Genomic DNA, 20502 nt, shown 5'->3' with positions numbered 1-20502 from the left:
AAAACCTATAAAAAATTTTCAAGTCAATATTTTTTAGTAAACCTTTCCATCTACTATATTTATTATTCCATCACACTGTTTCGCAACCCTATCATCATGGGTTACAATTAAAATAGTTTTTTTCTGTTCTTGATGTATACTTTTAAAAATGTCTAAAACTTGCTGACCTGTTCTTTGATCCAATGCTCCAGTTGGTTCATCAGCTAGAATAATATCTGGATTGTTAATCAATGCTCGGGCAATTGCCACACGTTGCCGTTGTCCACCTGACAAATTATATGCATATTCAGATGCCTTTTCCTTCATACCAAGCCTTTCAAGTATTGATAGCACTCTTTCTTTTTTATTAGTTTTGTCCTTACTATATAGAATTGGGATTTCAACATTTTTCATAACAGTGTAGTCCTCAATAAGTGCAAAATCTTGTACAACAAAACCAAAGTGCTCATTTCGTATAGTAGCTAATTTCCTTCGATTTAAAGATTGCAATTCTTGATTATACAACTTATAAGTACCCATACTCGGGATATCTAAGCAACCAAGTATATTCAACAATGTAGATTTCCCTGAACCTGATGGACCCATAATCGCTAACATACTACTTTTTTCTATTTTCAAGTCAATATTTTGAAGAACTTTCACTTCATTGGCCTTCGATTTATTATAAACTTTTGAAATATTATTCAGCTCAATCATTTATTCTTTTCTCCTTAATATGTCACTTATCTGTAAACTAAAAAGTTTAATAAAGCTAGGAATACATGTTATTAAACAAAGAAATAAAATCGCTCCTGAAACCCCTAATACTATGAAAGGTTGATTGGATACTAGCACAGAAATAATAGAAGCAAGGATCCAAACAATAAATATTTGTAAAAAAATCCTTAATGCAATATCCGATCTGTTTCCACCACAAAAAATATGAATACTAAATTCTCTTAAATTTTTTCTAACAAATTCTAATGTATTAATAATAACTAATGAAAAGGCAAAAATAATTACCCATATTGATATAAACAAAAATACACCTACAGATTTTTTGGTAGACATCTCCATATACTTTGAGACGCCACCTACATTATTGAAGTTATAATTATATAGTCGTGATTTTTCTGTAATATTTCTAAGTTCTGTTATATCATTTTTATTCTTTGTTATAATTGTTGCATTTTCAAGATAGGTTTCATATGCATAATTTCCATTCACATACATATTATCAAATTTTGTAACATCCATTGGTATTAATACCGTGTCATCCAGCTCTATAACACCTTTGCCGGATGATATATCAACGAAACTTTGTCCTTCTTGTAAAAAACCAACCACCTTATACTTTAAATTATCTATATTAACAAACTCATCATTGATATTCATAAACTTTTGATAAGAATGCCCCAGTACAACTGGTATACTCTCGTTACTTGTATACTCCCAATCGGAATCAAAAAATTCTCCCTTTGATAAAGCTAAATCAAAAACATCTATAAAACTATGTGAAATAGCTAAACTTTTATAGGCTTGAACCTTAGTTTGTCCTTGCTCTATTTCAACGGAAAGAGAATTTTGTGGAATACCCTTTATTTCTATATAATCTTCAATATCAGAAAAAATTGTATACTTCTCATTTTCATTGACATATGTATATAAATCTTTCATAATACTTTCTTCATATTCGCCACCTACATACTTTTCTTTTTCTGCAAGTGATACATAATAAACATTAGAAATATCAAATGTCTTAGATAAATAGTTAAACGCATCTTGCTTTTTATACATTAAAGAGAAACATTCCGTAATTAACAATGTGATAATCATAATCTGAGTAAAAAACAAAATAAAATAAAGCTTTTTCCTCCAAATATCTTCAAGAGCATATTTTAATTGAGTTGACATCTTCCTACCTCATTATCTTGATTAATTGTTTCCTTTGATTGATAAACAACATCGGGAACGTGTAAAATATATCCATAAGAAAGAATAGTATGATACCTACAACGATTGATTCCAAACGAAATACAGTATTATACGGTAATAGGTTTAAAACATCAGTAATCAGAAATGTTATCGAGCTTCCAATTATGATCCCTATTACTCGAATAACTAGCATATTAGTATAAACTCTTAATAATAAACTTGTTTCTCCCGCACCTGATAATCGCCTAACAAACATCTCACGCTTATATTTTTCTACCCATGAAAGCACGATAGTAAATCCTGATACAAATAGCATCGCACTAGTTCCAAGAAATATAAAAAGCGCATATTTTTGGTTTAATAGATTATTTATCCATGTTTGCTTAACCTTTTCATAAGAGATTGTAATTGTATTATCTGTTTCTTGTATAGTAGTTAATAAATCCTGTATAAGGGACTCACTATTTCCTCCTGCATCCAAGAAATACTCTCCCTTTATTGATTCTTTTGGGGTTGCTTCTAACGACGACTCAAGATTCGCTACTACATTAGTAAAAGTATCAATATAGCCAATTACTTCATACTCCCTACCATCAAAGTAAAAGTACTTTTTACCATTTTTAACAACTTGATCATCTTTGTTCCAAACATTAATATAAGCTTTTCCCTTCTCCACGCTATACATAAAAGTATTTTCATTTGAAAAGCTTAATCGACTAGCTTCTTGCGGTATATTCTTATAAAATGTAAAATTGGCACGTTGTTTATTTAACCATGATAGTAAGTCTTGGTTTGTAAAATTTGTTTCTACTTCATTTTGGTTAATAGAAATCCGATACGTATTTTTATTAATATTATTTGACATCTGTTCTTCTACAGATAAAATCATCGAAATTCCGCCAGCAATAGTCCCAAATACAATGAATGTAAAAAAAAGAGGTAACCATGATTTTTTTATTATTTTAGACATTATACTCATTATCCTTCACGTCTTTATCATGTTTAATAATAAAGTTATTCTTTATAAATGAAACTATTTCTAACAGTAATGTACATACTGTTAGAAATAGTTTTGTAAAAGACTAAACTAGTATCTCCAACTATAGTTTGTATAAGCCGTGTTGAATGGATTATTGACTTTTGATAATTTCTTTGTCCATCCTCCTCTCTTGGCATAATTGTTAGCTGACTCATTAAAACTGCCTTCTTTTAAAGTTACTTTAACACCCGTCACTACTTTATTTTTGTTTGTACCATAAGCACCAGTACCTTTGTGACCAACTTCGTTAAACCCTTGAATGTAAACAGTGGCACCAGAACCCATAGAAATATGCTGTAGTCCCATTGCTTGTGCTGAAACAGCACCAGTACCTATAATCCCTAACGTCGCCGCACCAACAATAAATGTCTTCATTTTTTTCATTTTCATGATAAACCCCCATTCAATAATTTTATCATTACGTTTTATTAGTATTATATATAGATTAGTAGTTGTAAATTATACTTCACCAATAATCCCAGAGAAAATACTAGTCAAATATAATCATTTGTTCTAAATAATCTAAATTAATAATAAAATTCGCAACAACTTAATAATAAATTAACATCTTTTAAAAGCAAAGGAACAAATTACATTTTTTAGTATTATTTTAAAAAGCATCCTTTTTTACCTATATTAGTTTTTTAGATTATCGAACAAGGCAGGCAGTTGATATGAAATATATAAAATAGTTTCCGAGGGGGAACTGTGGAGTAATTATCAGATAGTAATATGAAGGAGTACGTACAAATTATTAGTGTTTATAAAAGACTTTTCAATCTTATAAATGTAGCAGTGAAAATATTCGTCTCATCTATTTGCTTCGTTCAAGAATAATCTATGTTCTATGAATTCAGCCTTGCTTAAAACAATATATTCTTTCACTATTTTTTTATTAAACTGTTATATTTTACTGCTATTTCTATTTTCTCCTCGAAAAAAACAAGCCCTCCATCCTCTTAGAAAATATAAGGGATAGAGGATTTAATTGTCTTCAAAATTCATTTCTTTATGCTTTTGTTATACTCAACTTATATGCAAAATGATTCGTCGGCCCATGGCCACTACCAATATTCAATGGCTCTTTAATTGCTATACTAATAAAGCGTTTCGCTTCTTGAACAGCATCTTTAATTGAGTATCCTTTCGCAAGTCCTGCTGTAACCGCTGAAGCAAATGTACACCCACTTCCATGCGTTTGCTTTGAAGGAATTCGCTCGCTTCTAAACTCAATAAATTTTTCTCCATCAAAGAGGAAATCAATTACTTCATTACCTTGATATTCTGCATGTCCGCCCTTCATAAGCACATATTTAGCACCTAATTCGTGCAATACTTTTGCAGCTTCCTTACTATCTTCAACATTATGAATCTCCATCCCAGTTAACACTTCTGCTTCTGGGACATTCGGTGTTATAACAGTTGCTACTGGTAATAAATATTCTTTTAATGCTTGCACTGCTTCTTGCTGTAATAATGATGCACCGCCTTTTGCAATCATAACGGGATCTAGCACAATATTATTCCAGCCAAACTTTTTAATTTGTTCTGCAACAATTTGAATTATTTCACTACTAAATAACATTCCTAGTTTCACTGCATCTGGTGTTAAATCTGTACCAATTGAATTCAGCTGTTCTGTAATACCTTCTAACGGAACAGGATATACCCCTTGAACGCCAAGCGTGTTTTGAGCAGTAATTGCCGTAATAGCCGTCATTCCGTATACACCAAGCTCTTGGAATGTTTTTAAATCTGCTTGAATTCCAGCACCGCCGCCGCTATCAGACCCTGCAATTGTTAAAGCTTTATTCACTTTCATCCCACTCATCCTTTTCTATCCAAAATAGCGATGATAAATCGTTTTTGCTTCGCTTATATCTTTCGTTCCATGTACGAGTACACGACCATCTTTAAAAGCAACTAATCTCTTTTCTTCCACAGAAAATGATAATAAATATGGATTTACATTTAAATCATTTACACGATCATCCAGCAGCTTTTTGTACCTCTCAAAATCCATTTCCTCTTTATGAGGTGGTCTAATTTGAACTGTATTTCTCCCGCATAAAACTGCTGTTTTCGATGTGTTTTCTTTATTTAAATACGGGTATATCGCATTCTCTCCGCACGAAGGACAATTGTGTTTACGAAGCTTTTGCACATTCATACATGAATATTCATTCTTCCATACATCAAATGACACAAGTCCATCTCGCAGTGATTCGTAATCTTCTACTAACAGTTTAAGAGCTTCTGTTACTTGATGAGAAACGACGAGAGATACAGCAGGTGATATAATACCCGCTGTATCACATGTTGCCCCGCCAAGCGGAATCGACTGTAATAAACATGATAAACATGGTGTTTTACTAGGAAGGATTGTGTAAGAAAGACCGTAACTACCTACACATGCACCGTAAATCCATGGAATAGAATATTTTTGTGCTATATCATTCACAATAAAGCGTGTTTCAAAATTATCAGTCGCATCAATAATTACATCAACATTTGTAACAAGTTCTTCTAGCTCTTCAGCTGTTACATCTTGAACGAGAGCTTCTATTGTTACATCACTATTGATCTCTTCTAAACGTTTTTTAGCCGCTATAGCTTTTGGAAGATTATTCTTTACTTCGCTCTCTGCATACAATTGTTGTCTTTGTAAATTACTCCAATCTACATAATCACGGTCAACAATTGTTATCTTGCCAATACCTGCTCTTACAAACATCTCTGCATTTGCACTACCTAATGCACCTGCACCGATAATAAGCACATGCTTTTCTCTTATCTTTTGCTGTCCTTCTTCTCCAATTGGAGAAAATAGTTCTTGGCGAGAATATCGATTATTCAACTACGCTCATTCCTTCTAAAGGACTACTTGCAGTTGCACAACGCTTACGTGCAATACGACCTGCTTCAAAGCCTAAACGTCCTGCCTCAATACTTAATTTCATTGCTTGTGCCATTTTAATAGGATCTTTTGCTCCTGACACAGCCGTATTTAATAACACACCATCCGCTCCTAATTCCATTGCAAATGCCGCATCAGCTGGACTACCAATACCGGCATCAACGATAACTGGTACTGTCGCTTGTTCAATAATGAAGCTCAAATTTAATGGATTTACAATACCAAGCCCTGAACCGATTGGTGATGCTCCTGGCATAATCGCATGCACGCCAAGCTCTTGTAATTTACGTGCTAATACAACATCATCAGATGTATACGGAAGTACGATAAATCCTTCTTCTAGTAACATTTCAGATGCCTTTAACGTTTCTACCGGATCAGGTAATAACGTTCTATCATCACCAATAACTTCTACCTTTATCATGTCACAAAGCCCAGAGGCTTTTGCTAATTTTGCAATACGAACAGCCTCTTCAGCGTTTTTTGCCCCTGCTGTATTTGGTAATAACGTATATTTTTTCACATCAAGTTTCTCTAATAAATTAGGTTGCTTTGCATCAAAGATATCCATACGACGTACTGCAAACGTTAAAATTTCAGCTTCAGAAACGTCAATTGCCTTTTGCTGCACGTCAAAATCAGGGAATTTACCTGTTCCTAATAAAAGTCTAGAATGAAATGAAAATGGTCCAATGTTTAACATAATCAACCGCCTCCTACGAAAGTTACAATCTCAATTTGGTCTCCATCAAAAACAGATGTATCTGTATGATCATCTTTTTGTAAAATATCTTTATTACGCTCTACTACAACAATTCTGTTATCTAGCTCTAAATGTATAAGTAGCTCGGCTACTGTTTTTACACTCTCTGGCACTTCAATTTGATTACCATTAATTTTCAAATTCAAACTTCCATCCCCTTTCTAAACCGTTTTAGAAAGCAATGAATCTAGCAAATAATTCTCTTGCTTTCCTTCTATTAAATCAGCCATATATTGGCCAGAAACAGGACTTAATAAAATACCGTTTCGATAATGGCCCGTGCAAGCATATAAACCTTTTATTTCTTCATGCTCTCCCATATAAGGAGCTTCATGATTCGATTGTGGTCGTAATCCTGCCCACGTGCTTTCCCATTCTGCTTCTTTTAAAGCTGGCAATATTGTATAAGCACGCTCTAATATAGAAGTTATACTTTCTGGCTGCACAGTTTTATTGAACGTATGTGGCTTCATTGTTGCCCCAATTACGTAACGTCCACCGCGCTTTGGAGTAATGTAAAATCTTTCTTGAAAAATAGGTGCTTTTAAAAGTTGTTTTCTACTTTTTACCGCAACCACTTCTCCTTTAACTGGATATGTACCCCAATCACGGTGAAAATAACTGAGTAACTGCGTACTCCATGAACCTCCTGCAATAACGACTTTCTCACATGTGACAATACCTTCACTTGTAATAACTCCAGTCACTTTATTATTTTCAATACGGATATCAAATACTTCTGTTTGCTCATATATATCCGCACCGGAAATTGTCGCAGAATGTGCAAATGCTTTCGTAAGCTCTGGTGCAATAACATGACCGTCTTTCGGATAATATACTGCTCCTATAATAGATTCGGATAGATATGGCTCTTTTTCCCGCACATGGTCTCCCGTTAGAAAATAAGAATCTTCACCTGTTTTCTGCTGCCAATCCATAATGTGAAGAATTCTTTCCTTCTCATCTGCATTTTGAGCAATACGATAAATTCCTTTTTCTTCATATCCAATATCAATACCCGTCTTTTCACGTAAAACTGCTGCAAGTTGTGGAAATATAGCTCGGCTTTCTCTAGCAAGTTCAAATAGCGGATCATACGCATCCCATTCTGCTTGAACACCAAGTAAACCAGCAGCTGCTTTCGAAGCTTCCGATGCAATTCTTTGCTTTTCTACAATCGCTACTTTATGTCCTCTTTCTGCTAGAAAATGTGCAACTGAACTACCAATTACACCACCACCAATAATCGCTACATCATACTTCTCACACATGTTTTTCCGCCCACTTTCTTATTGATTCCTTATAAGACTTCGCTTTGCTATACGGGTTACTACTACTTAAAATTCCAGACATAACAGCAATTCCACTTACTTCACTTGCCAGAATATCCTTTGTATTCTCAGGAGTAATCCCTCCAATAGCTATAATTGGTATCGATAAGCTCCTTGCAATGTCCGAAATTTCTTCAAGCCCTCTCGCTGGCACACCTTTTTTACAATCTGTCGGAAATACATGGCCATAAACGAGTGAATCCGCTCCATTTTTAAATGCTACTATCGCTTCATCTAGCGAATGCACAGAATAACCGACATGCAAATAAGAAAACTTTTCTTTCACTGACTTTACATCTGTGCTTCGATATCCTAGTTGAACACGAGGAATATTTAATAAAATTGCAATATCAATTCGATCGTTTATGACAATTTTAGAAGCCGGAAAGCCCTCCATTAACAGAATTTCCACACCTTCATATAATTCCTTTGTACTCTTCTCACGCTCACGAATATGCAAATAATCAATCTCACTCTCAATTTGCATCGCTACATTCACTAACTCTTCGAATGGCATATGGCCATTTGAGATTACGTGGAGCTCATTTTTCATATTCATTCGCCTACTTTAAAATATTTTCGAATAGTTCATCGGCTGGGACGGTTTCTTTTGTCATTCCTTTGTCCTTCAGCCACTTATTTTGTTTCTCCCAAGACTCTTTTGAATCTGATAAGAATGGCTCATCTTTCGTTTCCATCTTCTCTAATAAAATTTTCATACTTTCCTTTTCAACTTCTGGCACAAGTGGGAAGTTTTCTTTTTCTTGATGATTTAATAAAATATTTAATGCTTCATCTGGATTTTTCTTCATGAAATCATAGCCTTTTTTCGTACCACGTAAGAAGGCTTGCAACGCTTCTTTATCTTTTTTCAACGTTTTATCACCTGTTACAAATACAAGCTCATGATAATTCGGTACACCATAATCTGCTGGATTAAAGTACGCTGGTTCATGACCTTCATGACGCATAACAGGTACTTCATGGTTAATGTATGCCCCTGTTACCGCATCCACTTTTTTCGTAATTAATGCTGGTACTAAATCAAAGCCAACATCGACTACTTTCACTGTATCTGGATTACCACCAGCTTCTTTTACCATCGTTTTTAAATACATCTCACTTAAAGGTGTTCCAGAATATCCCACTGTTTTCCCCTCTAAATCTTTTGGCGATTGAATGCCTGCTGACTTCAGTGATACAACATGATTTAATGGGGAACGTACGACAGCTCCAATTGTTTTCACTGGAATTTGTTCGTTTGCTTTTGCCATAACAACATCTGGTTGATAATATAGGCCAACCGTTACTTTTCCTGCAGCTGCTAAAGTTAATGGGTCAGTCGGATTGGAAGGGAATTTAATATTCACCTTTACACCTTCTTCTTTAAAGTAGCCTTTTTCAATTGCTGCATAAATAAAGCTATGTACCGCATTTGGGTACCAATCAAGCATGACCGTTATTTCTTTTTCTTTTTTACTCTTATCTGATGCTGAATTACTAGAACATCCAGCAATCATTGCAACTAATAATGTAAACACAAAGATGCGTTTTAATAATTTCATGAATGCTTCCTCCAACTAATGAATTTCTTTTCTAATATCGAAATAAGTATGACGAAGAAAATAGCTAATAACGATAACAATACAATGGGTGCAAATACACCTGCTCCGTCTAACTGCGTCATCATTCTTTTACTGAAATATCCTAGCCCAGCTTGTGCACCGAGCCATTCACCAATTGCTGCCCCAATTACACTAAGCGGAACTGCGATTTTTAAAGCTGAGAAAAAATAAGGAAGAGCAGACGGCAATTTTAATTTAAGAAAAACATCTTTTTTCGTTGCCCCGTATGTAACTAAAAGCTCTTCCCATTCTTTTTTCGTACTGCGTAGTCCATCATACGTATTGACCGCAATCGGGAAAAACGTAATTAAAACCGTAACAACGACTTTACTCCAAATCGTATATCCAAACCATAAAACGAAGAGCGGAGCAAGCGCTGTAATAGGAATCGTTTGTGAAGCGACTAATAATGGATAAAATGCTCTCTCCATCCATGTACTCGCATTCATTAACATCGCTAGCCCTACCCCAAGTACGATAGAAATTGCCACACCTATTAAAACGACATATAATGTTGCCGGCAAATGAACCGTAAATAATATATCTTTTAGTTTCCATATCTTCATTACAATTGCAGACGGTGACGGTAAAATGTACATTTCATCTACAATTATTGCTCCTACTTCCCAAAGGGCAAGTAAGATACTAGAAAGTGTAAGAGCAGGTAATAGCTCCTTCAACCGGTTCATCATACGAGTACCTGCCTTTGTAACATACTAAGAAGCTCATCTTTCAGCGCCAATACTTCCGGTTTATATAAATCTTTTCGTGTTCTGTTATGATCAAGCGGCACTATCCGCTCAGTCAAAGTAGTTATCGGCTGCTGCTCCACTACTAAAATTCGATTAGAAAGAAACAATGCTTCTTCCACATCATGAGTAATAAATAAAATTGTTTTTTCCCACTCTTTCCATTGTTCAAACAGCCATTCTTGCAAAGATGCCTTCGTTAAAGCATCCAACGCGCTAAACGGCTCATCTAATAACAATATCTCCCCGCCTGTTAATAAAGTTCGAATAAAAGATACACGTTGTCTCATACCCCCAGATAAATCTTTCGGATATTTTGTCTCATACCCTTGTAAACCAAATTTATGCAATAGTTCCTTTGCCTTTACTTGTGCTTCTTTCTTCGGCACGCCTTGGCATTCTAATGGCAAAGCAGCATTCTCAATAATCGTTCTCCACGGCAAGAGCATATCTTTTTGAGGCATATACCCTACAGGATGGCTCTTTGTTTCTATCAGCTCTATCTGACCAGTACTTACTTCTTCTAAACCTGTAATAAGGCGAAATAAAGTACTTTTCCCACATCCACTCGGTCCGATAATACTTACAAACTCTTTATCTTGTATAGAAGCATTTAATTCATTGATGATTGGTTTCTCATCATAATGAAAACAAACATTATGAAATTGTAGTATGTTCTTGCTCCTCAAATCCCCACATCTCCTTACGATAGGACATATCCCAGAATAAATATTCAAATCGACTGGAATATAGGAAAATCTCCTCTAATCGGTCAAGCTCTTTTTCAGACTTTCCAACTGCCATTTCATTTAATAAATCTATTAACCAAATACAGAGGTTGCCGTATTCTTCAGAACTATATCCTTGAATCCACTCACCAAAGAATTCATGATCCCTTGCTCCCGGAATATCATTTAAACGCTTTCCAATCTCCCAATAGCTCCACATACACGGAAGAAGTGCTGCTATTAATTCTGCAAGTGTGCCATTTTGAGATACAGACATCATGTAATTTGTATAAGCTAAATTTTTAGCAGATGGCTTTGCAGACTCTATCTCCTCTATAGAAATTCCAAGTCTTTTTGCATACTGTTTATGGATTGTCATTTCTCCATTTAATATTCCATCAATTTGTTCAGCAAATTTCCCCATAACTTGTGGATTCGTTGCCTTTACAACACCGATAGCATATAACTTTGCATAATCTAACAAGTATAAATAATCTTGAATAATGTAATACTGAAACTTATCTTTTTCTAACGTACCATCCCCCATACCTACTACAAATGGATGATTATGACTCATCTCCCAAACTGGTTGTACAGTTTCTAATAATCTATCGCAAAATTTCATTTCTCTATCCCCTTCCAGTATGTGTATATAAATAAAAAACCACTTCTCTATATAAGAAGTGGTTACAGCCAATAAAATTATAATTTATTCGTTGTTCCACTTCCCTTCGCTAGTATTACCTAGATCAGGTGTTATAAGGGTTAAGGATTATTCCTCTCTCAGCACAACAAGCACCCCTAGTGGTTTCAATATGAAATTTTCAAATAAAAAAGCCCCGTTTCTATACGCAAAGAAACGGGGACTCATTATTAGTGTCCGAATTGCTTCCCTACGCTAGCATAATCTAGATCAGGTAATAAAAAGGATCAAAGACTTAAGGTCTTACTCTCAGCTGGCAACACCAGCTCTCCTAGCAAACTATAAAATTATCACTGTCAGTATAACACCGTAATAAGACATCATCAACTTTTTTAATTTTCTTAATTATCAACATAATATCGAAGTTATACAATACATACATTCTATTTTAGAAAATAAAACACCAATTAATTGTATAAAAAGGAATCATTATCCTCAAAAAATTTATTTTTATATTGATTTCATATTACATTTATGTGAATACACCCACTATATTATATCTTTATACTATAATAAAATTACAACTATACAACTAGAGGAGGTCTCTATTCCATGAATATGAAAGCTACTGCTTTAACAGCAACTACTGTAGCGATTGCTTCTTTACTTCCTTCTATGGGTGAAACAAATGTACAAAAAGCAAACGCTGAACAATTATCTAATATTAAAACTGGGTATGTCAAAGTCGATCAAGTAGCATTACATACAGAAGATAACGTAAAAAGCACATCAATTGATACAATTCGCTTTAATACAAAAGTGAACATCCTTGAAACAACTAATGGTTGGTATAAAGTATCTGTTCATAATAAAGTAGGTTATGTACAAAAAGATGCTATTTTACTAAAAAACAAACTTCAATCTAATGATCAATACATCGTTAATGCTAATGCATTAAACGTTCGCTCTGAACCTAATTTAGAATCTTCCATTTTAGATGTATTACCAAATGGCAAGTTTATTACCGTTCAAGAAGATCAAGGCGAATGGTATAAAATCTCACATAATGGCCAAACAGGTTACGTACAAAAAGCATTCATCTCTAATGGTTCACAACCCTTAGTAAAAGGAATCACCGTTCAAAATAATACAAAATATACCGTTGCAACACCTAATCTAAATGTACGTAGCAACGCTAGTACAAGTAGCGCTCTACTCGGTTCATTACAAAACGGTACACAAGTACAAGTAGTAGAAACTGTAGGAACTTGGTATAAAATTCGTTTTGGCACAGGATACGGATATGTAGCAAAACACTATGTAGTACAAAATCAACCACAAGCTAAAACAGATCAGCCTTCATCAATTCCAGCTGCTTTCAAATTCCCCGCTCAAGGAAGAATTAGCTCAACCTTTGATATACGCTGGGAACAAATGCATTATGGTATAGATATTGCCGCTCCAGGAAACGTCTCTATCCAAGCTGCTGCTGCAGGTAAAGTTGTGAAATCTTATTATTCAGCTAGCTATGGCAATGTTGTTTTCATTGCGCATCAAATCAATGGGAAATTATATACAACTGTTTATGCTCATATGAAGGATCGCACTGTACAAGCTGGTGATCAAGTACAAACTGGACAATTAATAGGTCATATGGGAAACACAGGTCATTCATACGGGCAACATCTTCATTTTGAATTACATAATGGAGAATGGAATTTTGAAAAAACAAATGCAGTAAATCCACTGCCATATTTAGTTAGGTAAATTGTATGCCACGCAATATACCTCTTATAATTGAATACGTAGCCTTTTTAGGTTTAATCTGTTGTTTAATCATTTACAATACAAACATTGTATTTTTATCTATTATTATTGCTTTTGTTGCATTAGAAATTATGATGGAATCATTTCAAGTGCAACTAAAACAAAAAATTGCCCATATTTATAATGCTATTTTTCTTTTAAGTGCTCTCATAACAAATATAATTAGTAATGGCTTTTATTTATCTACTGTATTTCCAGTATTCTTTATGGCTGTTTTATTATTTGTAGCTAGATATATTAATGTCCCTTATAACCAAAAACAAAAACAAGAAGCTTAGAAAGAGGAGACACTGTGTACCAATCTTTCAAAGATACTCCAATAAAATACATATTGAATTTGTATAAGAAAACCAATACTTTTTTTGGTATACAAGGAAGTTATACTGCACAACTCCTCCTATATGGAATGCTTTTTCTTGTCTTAATCACTTTCTCCTTGTTTTACTAACAAAAAAGGATCTCACATAAACTGGAGATCCTTTTTAATTTATATGAATTTTTCATATCGAAAATATTGTTTATCCACAAGCATATTTTTCATAAATAAAGCTCAGATTATATTTTTTCTCTAAACTCATTCGTTGTTCGTCATCGCACCAATAGAAAAGAATATCATGAATCGTTGCGTAACGCTTATTTTTAAGAAATAGCCTAAAGAATGATGGTAAACAATCATGTAATTGTATAAATATATAATTGCGTAGTATTTCTTCTTTATATTCAATGCCCTTACAAATATACAGTAATTCTTCACAATAATATGCATGCTGTGGAACTTGTATCATTTCGAAAAATGGCACATAAGATAGTAGCTTTCCAATAAAATGACCGTATCGATCCATTACTCCTATCGTCATATGCTCCATCATTTCTTTCATCACATATAAATAATCATCTACATGCGTTGTCTTTAATGGGTCTAAGCGATCGGAAATTTGAGATAATACAGCTCTTTGACATGCTAAAACTGCCTGACTAGGTCCATAATATGATAGGAAATCTGTACACTTACGATATTTCCGTAATAAATCATGTGTATACAAATCATATACAAAAGTATTACAATACATCGCTAAACTCATCATATCACTATTTAATTGCTCTTTTGATAATGATTTCGCTCTCTTGCACATATAAAAGAATGTAAATTCCAATACTTCTTTATGAGATAATAAATGTTTACAATCGGTTATACACTTCTCATTAAATTTAACTCTATCCCAAATTTCAATATCCCTATCTGTCAATTCACCTATACGATATTTAATAATTAAATAATTTAAAGCAACTGATTGCGTCAAAAGATCCCATGTTTCATATTCCAATGAAGTATGAACAAACTCAGCTAATCCTTGCGCTATCATAAAATCATTTGCCTCTTCATACCAACCAATCTCTTGGCATAAGCGAAGAATACGCACTAAAGTTGGAATTTCATCTTTATGAAACTGCGGTAATTTCTTTGCTTTATTCATGCCATATACGATAAATGACGCTAAATTTTCTTCTTTATAAAATTCTTTCTCTTTCCATACTAATATAGTTCGTTCTTTCCCCTCACCTTTTGGGTGACAAGGTACAAGCAAAGAAAATAATTCAGCGAAATTATTTGGTTCTATATATGTATCTGTAACCAAATTCCAATTTGGATCGCCCTGTACAGCCTTCATATAATTCCCCTTCCCTTTTCATCTATGTAGGAAATATTAATTTATTATCGCGCCACTAAAAATTAATATTGTTATATTCAAAATCTCTCATAATACTTATATCTATCAGTATATCATCTTTTCTCTTATTAAAAATGAAGAATAACAAATTTTAAAAAACTGTCGAAATTATTAACCACATACTTATTATATAATGTCTCAGATACATCACGCTAACATATTAGTTTAATCCATATATGCTAGAATAATGTATCTGAACTTTATATATAATTTAGCTCTTTATGAGTGACCATCAGACTCTCGGTTAATGAAAGTTTCAATTTACTCTGTATGCTCTGAGATTTCGCTCAAGGCAAATCCAGCTTGATCATCTGCTGATTCCCTTATAGCTAAATCTCCTAGTGCTAACATGCCAATAAGTTGACCACTATCAACTACTGGTAATCGTCTAATTTGATGCTGTGCCATTAGCTCTGTAGCTTTTTCAATAGAATCATTTGGAGAAACTGAGATAATATTTGTTGTCATCACATTTGTAATTTTATTAGATCCAGGATGTTTTTCAGCAATCCCTCGAACGACTAAATCTCGATCAGTAACAAGCCCAACAACTTGCTCATTTTCAACAACTGGGATTAATCCAACTGATTCTTCCTTCATTTTAACAGCTGCCTCATATACATTGTCTAGCGGTGTACAATGTACAATATGGGTACTCATTAAGTCTCTAACTCGTGTCATTATTTATTTCCTCCTTTTTATACATACCATAGCTTTTCCAAAATCCCTTTATTTATTTCTGGAAAGTAACGTAATAAAAAGGATTAACAAAATAAAAAAGAGCCAGCATAATGCTGACTCTTTTTTGTATGACCCGTACGGGATTCGAACCCGTGTTACCGCCGTGAAAGGGCGGTGTCTTAACCACTTGACCAACGGGCCATGGCTCCGCAGGTAGGACTCGAACCTACGACCGATCGGTTAACAGCCGATAGCTCTACCACTGAGCTACTGCGGAATAATATATGGTGGGCCTAAATGGACTCGAACCATCGACCTCACGCTTATCAGGCGTGCGCTCTAACCAGCTGAGCTATAGGCCCATATACTTTACAGGGGCAGTAGGAATCGAACCCACACTGGAGGTTTTGGAGACCTCAGTTCTACCTTTAAACTATGCCCCTAAATGATGCCGGCTAGAGGACTTGAACCCCCAACCTACTGATTACAAGTCAGTTGCTCTACCAATTGAGCTAAGCCGGCATAAAAAAATGGTGGCTCGGGACGGAATCGAACCGCCGACACGAGGATTTTCAGTCCTCTGCTCTACCGACTGAGCTACCGAGCCAACATAAATGGCGGTCCCGACCGGGGTCGAACCGGCGATCTCCTGCGTGACAGGCAGGCATGTTAACCACTACACCACGGGACCATTTGGTTGCGGGGACAGGATTTGAACCTGCGACCTTCGGGTTATGAGCCCGACGAGCTACCGTGCTGCTCCACCCCGCGACAATATAAAGTTTTAAAAAATGGAGGAGGTAGAGGGATTCGAACCCCCGCGCGACTCTCGCCGCCTGTCGGTTTTCAAGACCGATCCCTTCAGCCGAACTTGGGTATACCTCCATGAAGGAAAAAATATTTTATTATTATATGTCTAAACCATTAAAGAAAAAATGGAGGAGGTAGAGGGATTCGAACCCCCGCGCGATTCTCACCGCCTGTCGGTTTTCAAGACCGATCCCTTCAGCCGAACTTGGGTATACCTCCGAGACATATATTAAATAAAGTGGAGCCTAGCGGGATCGAACCGCTGACCTCCTGCGTGCAAGGCAGGCGCTCTCCCAGCTGAGCTAAGGCCCCATGTTTTTTGGGAATATCGGGAAGACAGGATTTGAACCTGCGACCCCCTGGTCCCAAACCAGGTGCTCTACCAAGCTGAGCCACTTCCCGTTAATAAAAGCGCGCCCGAGAGGAGTCGAACCCCTAACCTCTTGATCCGTAGTCAAACGCTCTATCCAATTGAGCTACGGGCGCATATGGTGCCGAGGGCGGGGGTCGAACCCGCACGGTGGTCACCCACCGCAGGATTTTAAGTCCTGTGCGTCTGCCTGTTCCGCCACCCCGGCATGTCATATTGAAAATTGGAGCGGAAGACGGGATTCGAACCCGCGACCCCAACCTTGGCAAGGTTGTATTCTACCACTGAACTACTTCCGCAAGACATGTATGAGTTATTTTATTAAAAGTGCGGGTGAAGGGAGTCGAACCCCCACGCCAAAGGCGCTAGATCCTAAGTCTAGTGCGTCTGCCAATTCCGCCACACCCGCATATTTCATTAAAATGGTGAGCCATGAAGGACTCGAACCTTCGACCCTCTGATTAAAAGTCAGATGCTCTACCAACTGAGCTAATGGCTCTTAATGGCTGGGCTAGCTGGATTCGAACCAGCGCATGACGGAGTCAAAGTCCGTTGCCTTACCGCTTGGCTATAGCCCATTAATTAAGAATGGTGGAGGGGGGCAGATTCGAACTGCCGAACCCGAAGGAGCGGATTTACAGTCCGCCGCGTTTAGCCACTTCGCTACCCCTCCGACATATATGGTGGAGGATGACGGGATCGAACCGCCGACCCCCTGCTTGTAAGGCAGGTGCTCTCCCAGCTGAGCTAATCCTCCATTTTGCCTGGCAACGTCCTACTCTCACAGGGACAAGGTCCCAACTACCATCGGCGCTAGAGAGCTTAACTTCCGTGTTCGGTATGGGAACGGGTGTGACCTCTCTGCCATCATTACCAGACTGTATTCATTTAAGACAAGAATCATTGTAACTTATTCACTTCTGAAAGTCAACAAGTTTTTTATATTCTTTCAAAACTAGATAACATTGCTACATATTATATGGTTAAGTCCTCGATCTATTAGTATTCGTCAGCTCCACATGTCACCATGCTTCCACCTCGAACCTATCAACCTGATCATCTTTCAGGGATCTTACTAGCTTACGCTATGGGAAATCTCATCTTGAGGGGGGCTTCATGCTTAGATGCTTTCAGCACTTATCCCTTCCGCACATAGCTACCCAGCTATGCCCTTGGCAGAACAACTGGTACACCAGCGGTGCGTCCATCCCGGTCCTCTCGTACTAAGGACAGCTCCTCTCAAATTTCCTACGCCCACGACGGATAGGGACCGAACTGTCTCACGACGTTCTGAACCCAGCTCGCGTACCGCTTTAATGGGCGAACAGCCCAACCCTTGGGACCGACTACAGCCCCAGGATGCGATGAGCCGACATCGAGGTGCCAAACCTCCCCGTCGATGTGGACTCTTGGGGGAGATAAGCCTGTTATCCCCGGGGTAGCTTTTATCCGTTGAGCGATGGCCCTTCCATGCGGAACCACCGGATCACTAAGCCCGACTTTCGTCCCTGCTCGACTTGTAGGTCTCGCAGTCAAGCTCCCTTATGCCTTTGCACTCTACGAATGATTTCCAACCATTCTGAGGGAACCTTTGGGCGCCTCCGTTACACTTTAGGAGGCGACCGCCCCAGTCAAACTGCCCACCTGACACTGTCTCCCGGGTCGATAAGACCCGTAGGTTAGAATTTCAATACAGTCAGGGCGGTATCCCACCAGCGCCTCCACCGAAGCTAGCGCTCCGGTTTCAATGGCTCCCGCCTATCCTGTACAAACTGTACCAAAATTCAATATCAGGCTACAGTAAAGCTCCACGGGGTCTTTCCGTCCTGTCGCGGGTAACCTGCATCTTCACAGGTACTATAATTTCACCGAGTCTCTGGTTGAGACAGTGCCCAAATCGTTACACCTTTCGTGCGGGTCGGAACTTACCCGACAAGGAATTTCGCTACCTTAGGACCGTTATAGTTACGGCCGCCGTTTACTGGGGCTTCAGTTCAGAGCTTCGCTTACGCTAACCCCTCTCCTTAACCTTCCAGCACCGGGCAGGTGTCACCCCCTATACTTCGCCTTACGGCTTCGCAGAGAGCTGTGTTTTTGCTAAACAGTCGCTTGGGCCTATTCACTGCGGCTTTCCGTTAAGAAAGCACCCCTTCTCCCGAAGTTACGGGGTCATTTTGCCGAGTTCCTTAACCAGAGTTCTCTCGCACACCTTAGGATTCTCTCCTCGCCTACCTGTGTCGGTTTGCGGTACAGGCACCTTTTATCTCGCTAGAAGCTTTTCTTGGCAGCGGGGAATCAAAGACTTCGCTCCATAAGGAGCTTCCCCATCACAGCTCAGCCTTCACGATAAGCGGATTTGCCTACTTATCAGCCTAACTGCTTGGACGTGCACAACCAATCGCACGCTTCTTCTATCCTTCTGCGTCCCTCCATTGCTCAAACGATAAAGAGGTGGTACAGGAATATCAACCTGTTGTCCATCGCCTACGCCTGTCGGCCTCGGCTTAGGTCCTGACTAACCCTGAGCGGACGAGCCTTCCTCAGGAAACCTTAGGCATTCGGTGGACGGGATTCTCACCCGTCTTTCGCTACTCATACCGGCATTCTCACTTCTAAGCACTCCACCAGTCCTTACGGTCTGACTTCACTGTCCTTAGAACGCTCCCCTACCACTGATACCATTCGGTATCAATCCGCAGCTTCGGTGGTGTATTTAGCCCCGGTACATTTTCGGCGCAGAGTCACTCGACTAGTGAGCTATTACGCACTCTTTAAATGGTGGCTGCTTCTAAGCCAACATCCTAGTTGTCTAAGCAACTCCACATCCTTTTCCACTTAATACACACTTTGGGACCTTAGCTGGCGGTCTGGGCTGTTTCCCTTTTGACTACGGATCTTATCACTCGCAGTCTGACTCCTAAGGATAAGTCATTGGCATTCGGAGTTTGACTGAATTCGGTAATCCGATGAGGACCCCTAGTCCAATCAGTGCTCTACCTCCAAGACTCTTACACTTAAGGCTAGCCCTAAAGCTATTTCGGGGAGAACCAGCTATCTCCAGGTTCGATTGGAATTTCTCCGCTACCCACACCTCATCCCCGCACTTTTCAACGTGCGTGGGTTCGGGCCTCCATTCAGTGTTACCTGAACTTCACCCTGGACATGGGTAGATCACCTGGTTTCGGGTCTACGACCACGTACTAAACGCCCTATTCAGACTCGCTTTCGCTGCGGCTCCGCCTCTTCAGCTTAACCTCGCACGGGATCGTAACTCGCCGGTTCATTCTACAAAAGGCACGCCATCACCCGTTAACGGGCTCTGACTATTTGTAGGCACACGGTTTCAGGATCTCTTTCACTCCCCTTCCGGGGTGC

General features: G+C 37.8%; 18 protein-coding genes, 20 tRNA genes, 2 rRNA genes and 2 riboswitches (1 of these 42 cut by a window edge). Of the genes, 2 read left to right on the top strand and 38 right to left on the bottom strand.

Annotated features, from left to right (window positions below; all coding sequences use genetic code 11):
• Nucleotides 1-33 precede the first annotated feature (33 nt).
• The 14 genes from AC0OM3_RS27835 to tenA form a co-directional block, all read right to left on the bottom strand.
• Entirely contained in the window at nt 34-696 is a 663-nt protein-coding gene (locus AC0OM3_RS27835) for an ABC transporter ATP-binding protein (RefSeq protein ID WP_000571593.1), read from the bottom strand.
• The gene (locus AC0OM3_RS27830) at nt 697-1893 is read right to left on the bottom strand and encodes an ABC transporter permease (RefSeq protein WP_000107177.1); all 1197 of its coding nucleotides are present in this window, start codon (nt 1891-1893) and stop codon (nt 697-699) included.
• Nucleotides 1894-1897: 4 nt separating this feature from the next.
• Nucleotides 1898-2884 carry a hypothetical protein gene (locus tag AC0OM3_RS27825; RefSeq protein ID WP_000034766.1) on the bottom strand — a complete coding sequence of 329 codons (987 nt, stop codon included), beginning with the start codon at nt 2882-2884 and terminating at the stop codon, nt 1898-1900.
• A gap of 117 nt (nt 2885-3001) precedes the next feature.
• Complete coding sequence (locus AC0OM3_RS27820) at nt 3002-3328, bottom strand: hypothetical protein (protein ID WP_474213299.1); 327 nt, start codon at nt 3326-3328, stop codon at nt 3002-3004.
• Between the two features lie 634 nt (nt 3329-3962).
• The gene (gene thiD, locus AC0OM3_RS27815) at nt 3963-4784 is read right to left on the bottom strand and encodes a bifunctional hydroxymethylpyrimidine kinase/phosphomethylpyrimidine kinase (RefSeq protein ID WP_474213297.1); all 822 of its coding nucleotides are present in this window, start codon (nt 4782-4784) and stop codon (nt 3963-3965) included.
• 6 nt (nt 4785-4790) lie between these two features.
• Nucleotides 4791-5810 (bottom strand): thiazole biosynthesis adenylyltransferase ThiF, encoded by a 1020-nt coding sequence (gene thiF / locus AC0OM3_RS27810; protein WP_131250574.1) that lies wholly within the window; start codon nt 5808-5810, stop codon nt 4791-4793.
• A complete protein-coding gene (thiG, locus tag AC0OM3_RS27805) occupies nt 5803-6573 on the bottom strand; it encodes a thiazole synthase (protein ID WP_000931981.1) in 771 nt (256 codons plus the stop codon). Before thiG ends, thiF begins: the two co-directional genes overlap by 8 nt.
• A 2-nt stretch (nt 6574-6575) precedes the next feature.
• Entirely contained in the window at nt 6576-6779 is a 204-nt protein-coding gene (thiS, locus tag AC0OM3_RS27800) for a sulfur carrier protein ThiS (RefSeq protein WP_001049504.1), read from the bottom strand.
• A gap of 15 nt (nt 6780-6794) precedes the next feature.
• Nucleotides 6795-7904 carry a glycine oxidase ThiO gene (gene thiO / locus AC0OM3_RS27795; RefSeq protein ID WP_000333301.1) on the bottom strand — a complete coding sequence of 370 codons (1110 nt, stop codon included), beginning with the start codon at nt 7902-7904 and terminating at the stop codon, nt 6795-6797.
• Nucleotides 7897-8517, bottom strand: coding sequence for a thiazole tautomerase TenI (tenI, locus tag AC0OM3_RS27790; protein ID WP_000787159.1), 621 nt, complete (start codon nt 8515-8517; stop codon nt 7897-7899). The genes thiO and tenI overlap by 8 nt, the downstream gene beginning before the upstream one ends.
• Nucleotides 8518-8527: 10 nt before the next feature.
• Complete coding sequence (locus AC0OM3_RS27785; protein WP_474213293.1) at nt 8528-9529, bottom strand: ABC transporter substrate-binding protein; 1002 nt, start codon at nt 9527-9529, stop codon at nt 8528-8530.
• Nucleotides 9526-10278: an ABC transporter permease gene (locus AC0OM3_RS27780; RefSeq protein ID WP_002163847.1), complete on the bottom strand. Its 753-nt coding sequence runs from the start codon at nt 10276-10278 to the stop codon at nt 9526-9528. Before AC0OM3_RS27780 ends, AC0OM3_RS27785 begins: the two co-directional genes overlap by 4 nt.
• On the bottom strand, nt 10278-11027 hold the full coding sequence (locus AC0OM3_RS27775; RefSeq protein ID WP_001256780.1) for an ABC transporter ATP-binding protein: 750 nt from the start codon (nt 11025-11027) through the stop codon (nt 10278-10280). Before AC0OM3_RS27775 ends, AC0OM3_RS27780 begins: the two co-directional genes overlap by 1 nt.
• Nucleotides 10996-11691, bottom strand: a complete 696-nt coding sequence (gene tenA, locus AC0OM3_RS27770; RefSeq protein ID WP_000666825.1) for a thiaminase II — start codon at nt 11689-11691, stop codon at nt 10996-10998. The genes AC0OM3_RS27775 and tenA overlap by 32 nt, the downstream gene beginning before the upstream one ends.
• Before the next feature lie 84 nt (nt 11692-11775).
• Nucleotides 11776-11879: riboswitch (TPP riboswitch) on the bottom strand.
• Between the two features lie 60 nt (nt 11880-11939).
• Nucleotides 11940-12052: riboswitch (TPP riboswitch) on the bottom strand.
• A gap of 269 nt (nt 12053-12321) precedes the next feature.
• Here tenA and AC0OM3_RS27765 point away from each other — a divergent pair.
• Both AC0OM3_RS27765 and AC0OM3_RS27760 read left to right on the top strand, forming a co-directional pair.
• On the top strand, nt 12322-13476 hold the full coding sequence (locus tag AC0OM3_RS27765) for an SH3 domain-containing protein (protein WP_001056036.1): 1155 nt from the start codon (nt 12322-12324) through the stop codon (nt 13474-13476).
• A 5-nt stretch (nt 13477-13481) separates the two neighbouring features.
• Nucleotides 13482-13814 (top strand): hypothetical protein, encoded by a 333-nt coding sequence (locus tag AC0OM3_RS27760; RefSeq protein WP_001137823.1) that lies wholly within the window; start codon nt 13482-13484, stop codon nt 13812-13814.
• Nucleotides 13815-14054: 240 nt separating this feature from the next.
• On the opposite strand, the gene AC0OM3_RS27755 is transcribed toward AC0OM3_RS27760, so the two are convergent.
• The 24 genes from AC0OM3_RS27755 to AC0OM3_RS27640 all read right to left on the bottom strand — a co-directional run.
• A complete protein-coding gene (locus tag AC0OM3_RS27755; RefSeq protein WP_046946538.1) occupies nt 14055-15206 on the bottom strand; it encodes a DUF3965 domain-containing protein in 1152 nt (383 codons plus the stop codon).
• A gap of 321 nt (nt 15207-15527) precedes the next feature.
• A complete protein-coding gene (locus tag AC0OM3_RS27750; protein ID WP_000199010.1) occupies nt 15528-15947 on the bottom strand; it encodes a CBS domain-containing protein in 420 nt (139 codons plus the stop codon).
• 129 nt (nt 15948-16076) lie between these two features.
• A tRNA-Glu gene (locus tag AC0OM3_RS27745) sits at nt 16077-16148 on the bottom strand.
• Nucleotide 16149: 1 nt separating this feature from the next.
• Nucleotides 16150-16224 (bottom strand) — tRNA-Asn (locus AC0OM3_RS27740).
• A gap of 8 nt (nt 16225-16232) precedes the next feature.
• A tRNA-Ile gene (locus AC0OM3_RS27735) sits at nt 16233-16309 on the bottom strand.
• Nucleotides 16310-16319: 10 nt separating this feature from the next.
• Nucleotides 16320-16390: transfer RNA gene (locus tag AC0OM3_RS27730), tRNA-Trp, on the bottom strand.
• A 6-nt stretch (nt 16391-16396) separates the two neighbouring features.
• Nucleotides 16397-16469 (bottom strand) — tRNA-Thr (locus AC0OM3_RS27725).
• Nucleotides 16470-16478: 9 nt separating this feature from the next.
• A tRNA-Phe gene (locus AC0OM3_RS27720) sits at nt 16479-16554 on the bottom strand.
• Nucleotides 16555-16562: 8 nt separating this feature from the next.
• Nucleotides 16563-16638 (bottom strand) — tRNA-Asp (locus tag AC0OM3_RS27715).
• Nucleotides 16639-16641: 3 nt separating this feature from the next.
• A tRNA-Met gene (locus AC0OM3_RS27710) sits at nt 16642-16718 on the bottom strand.
• Between the two features lie 21 nt (nt 16719-16739).
• Nucleotides 16740-16832, bottom strand: a tRNA-Ser gene (locus tag AC0OM3_RS27705).
• Nucleotides 16833-16883: 51 nt separating this feature from the next.
• Nucleotides 16884-16976 (bottom strand) — tRNA-Ser (locus AC0OM3_RS27700).
• 20 nt (nt 16977-16996) lie between these two features.
• Nucleotides 16997-17069, bottom strand: a tRNA-Ala gene (locus AC0OM3_RS27695).
• Between the two features lie 16 nt (nt 17070-17085).
• Nucleotides 17086-17159, bottom strand: a tRNA-Pro gene (locus tag AC0OM3_RS27690).
• A gap of 10 nt (nt 17160-17169) precedes the next feature.
• Nucleotides 17170-17243, bottom strand: a tRNA-Arg gene (locus tag AC0OM3_RS27685).
• 3 nt (nt 17244-17246) lie between these two features.
• Nucleotides 17247-17335, bottom strand: a tRNA-Leu gene (locus tag AC0OM3_RS27680).
• A gap of 16 nt (nt 17336-17351) precedes the next feature.
• Nucleotides 17352-17426: transfer RNA gene (locus AC0OM3_RS27675), tRNA-Gly, on the bottom strand.
• Nucleotides 17427-17455: 29 nt separating this feature from the next.
• Nucleotides 17456-17536: transfer RNA gene (locus AC0OM3_RS27670), tRNA-Leu, on the bottom strand.
• 14 nt (nt 17537-17550) lie between these two features.
• Nucleotides 17551-17626: transfer RNA gene (locus tag AC0OM3_RS27665), tRNA-Lys, on the bottom strand.
• A 4-nt stretch (nt 17627-17630) separates the two neighbouring features.
• Nucleotides 17631-17705 (bottom strand) — tRNA-Gln (locus AC0OM3_RS27660).
• Between the two features lie 11 nt (nt 17706-17716).
• Nucleotides 17717-17800, bottom strand: a tRNA-Tyr gene (locus AC0OM3_RS27655).
• Nucleotides 17801-17808: 8 nt separating this feature from the next.
• A tRNA-Val gene (locus tag AC0OM3_RS27650) sits at nt 17809-17884 on the bottom strand.
• A gap of 5 nt (nt 17885-17889) precedes the next feature.
• Nucleotides 17890-18005, bottom strand: a 5S ribosomal RNA gene (gene rrf, locus AC0OM3_RS27645).
• 101 nt (nt 18006-18106) lie between these two features.
• Nucleotides 18107-20502: ribosomal RNA gene (locus AC0OM3_RS27640) — 23S ribosomal RNA — on the bottom strand; it runs 527 nt beyond the window's last position.

It is taken from the genome of Bacillus sp. FAU20, assembly GCF_056033865.1.
Note: the sequence above shows the minus strand (reverse complement) of the source record. Positions and strands in the feature narration are given on the sequence as shown.

Coding starts and splice junctions, on each gene's coding strand:
- AC0OM3_RS27835 (WP_000571593.1), bottom strand. CDS start 696: ATGATTGAGCTGAATAATATTTCAAAAGTTTATAATAAATCGAAGGCC.
- AC0OM3_RS27830 (WP_000107177.1), bottom strand. CDS start 1,893: ATGTCAACTCAATTAAAATATGCTCTTGAAGATATTTGGAGGAAAAAG.
- AC0OM3_RS27825 (WP_000034766.1), bottom strand. CDS start 2,884: ATGTCTAAAATAATAAAAAAATCATGGTTACCTCTTTTTTTTACATTC.
- AC0OM3_RS27820 (WP_474213299.1), bottom strand. CDS start 3,328: ATGAAGACATTTATTGTTGGTGCGGCGACGTTAGGGATTATAGGTACT.
- thiD (WP_474213297.1), bottom strand. CDS start 4,784: ATGAGTGGGATGAAAGTGAATAAAGCTTTAACAATTGCAGGGTCTGAT.
- thiG (WP_000931981.1), bottom strand. CDS start 6,573: ATGTTAAACATTGGACCATTTTCATTTCATTCTAGACTTTTATTAGGA.
- thiO (WP_000333301.1), bottom strand. CDS start 7,904: ATGTGTGAGAAGTATGATGTAGCGATTATTGGTGGTGGTGTAATTGGT.
- tenI (WP_000787159.1), bottom strand. CDS start 8,517: ATGAAAAATGAGCTCCACGTAATCTCAAATGGCCATATGCCATTCGAA.
- AC0OM3_RS27785 (WP_474213293.1), bottom strand. CDS start 9,529: ATGAAATTATTAAAACGCATCTTTGTGTTTACATTATTAGTTGCAATG.
- AC0OM3_RS27780 (WP_002163847.1), bottom strand. CDS start 10,278: ATGAACCGGTTGAAGGAGCTATTACCTGCTCTTACACTTTCTAGTATC.
- tenA (WP_000666825.1), bottom strand. CDS start 11,691: ATGAAATTTTGCGATAGATTATTAGAAACTGTACAACCAGTTTGGGAG.
- AC0OM3_RS27765 (WP_001056036.1), top strand. CDS start 12,322: ATGAATATGAAAGCTACTGCTTTAACAGCAACTACTGTAGCGATTGCT.
- AC0OM3_RS27760 (WP_001137823.1), top strand. CDS start 13,482: ATGCCACGCAATATACCTCTTATAATTGAATACGTAGCCTTTTTAGGT.
- AC0OM3_RS27755 (WP_046946538.1), bottom strand. CDS start 15,206: ATGAAGGCTGTACAGGGCGATCCAAATTGGAATTTGGTTACAGATACA.
- AC0OM3_RS27750 (WP_000199010.1), bottom strand. CDS start 15,947: ATGACACGAGTTAGAGACTTAATGAGTACCCATATTGTACATTGTACA.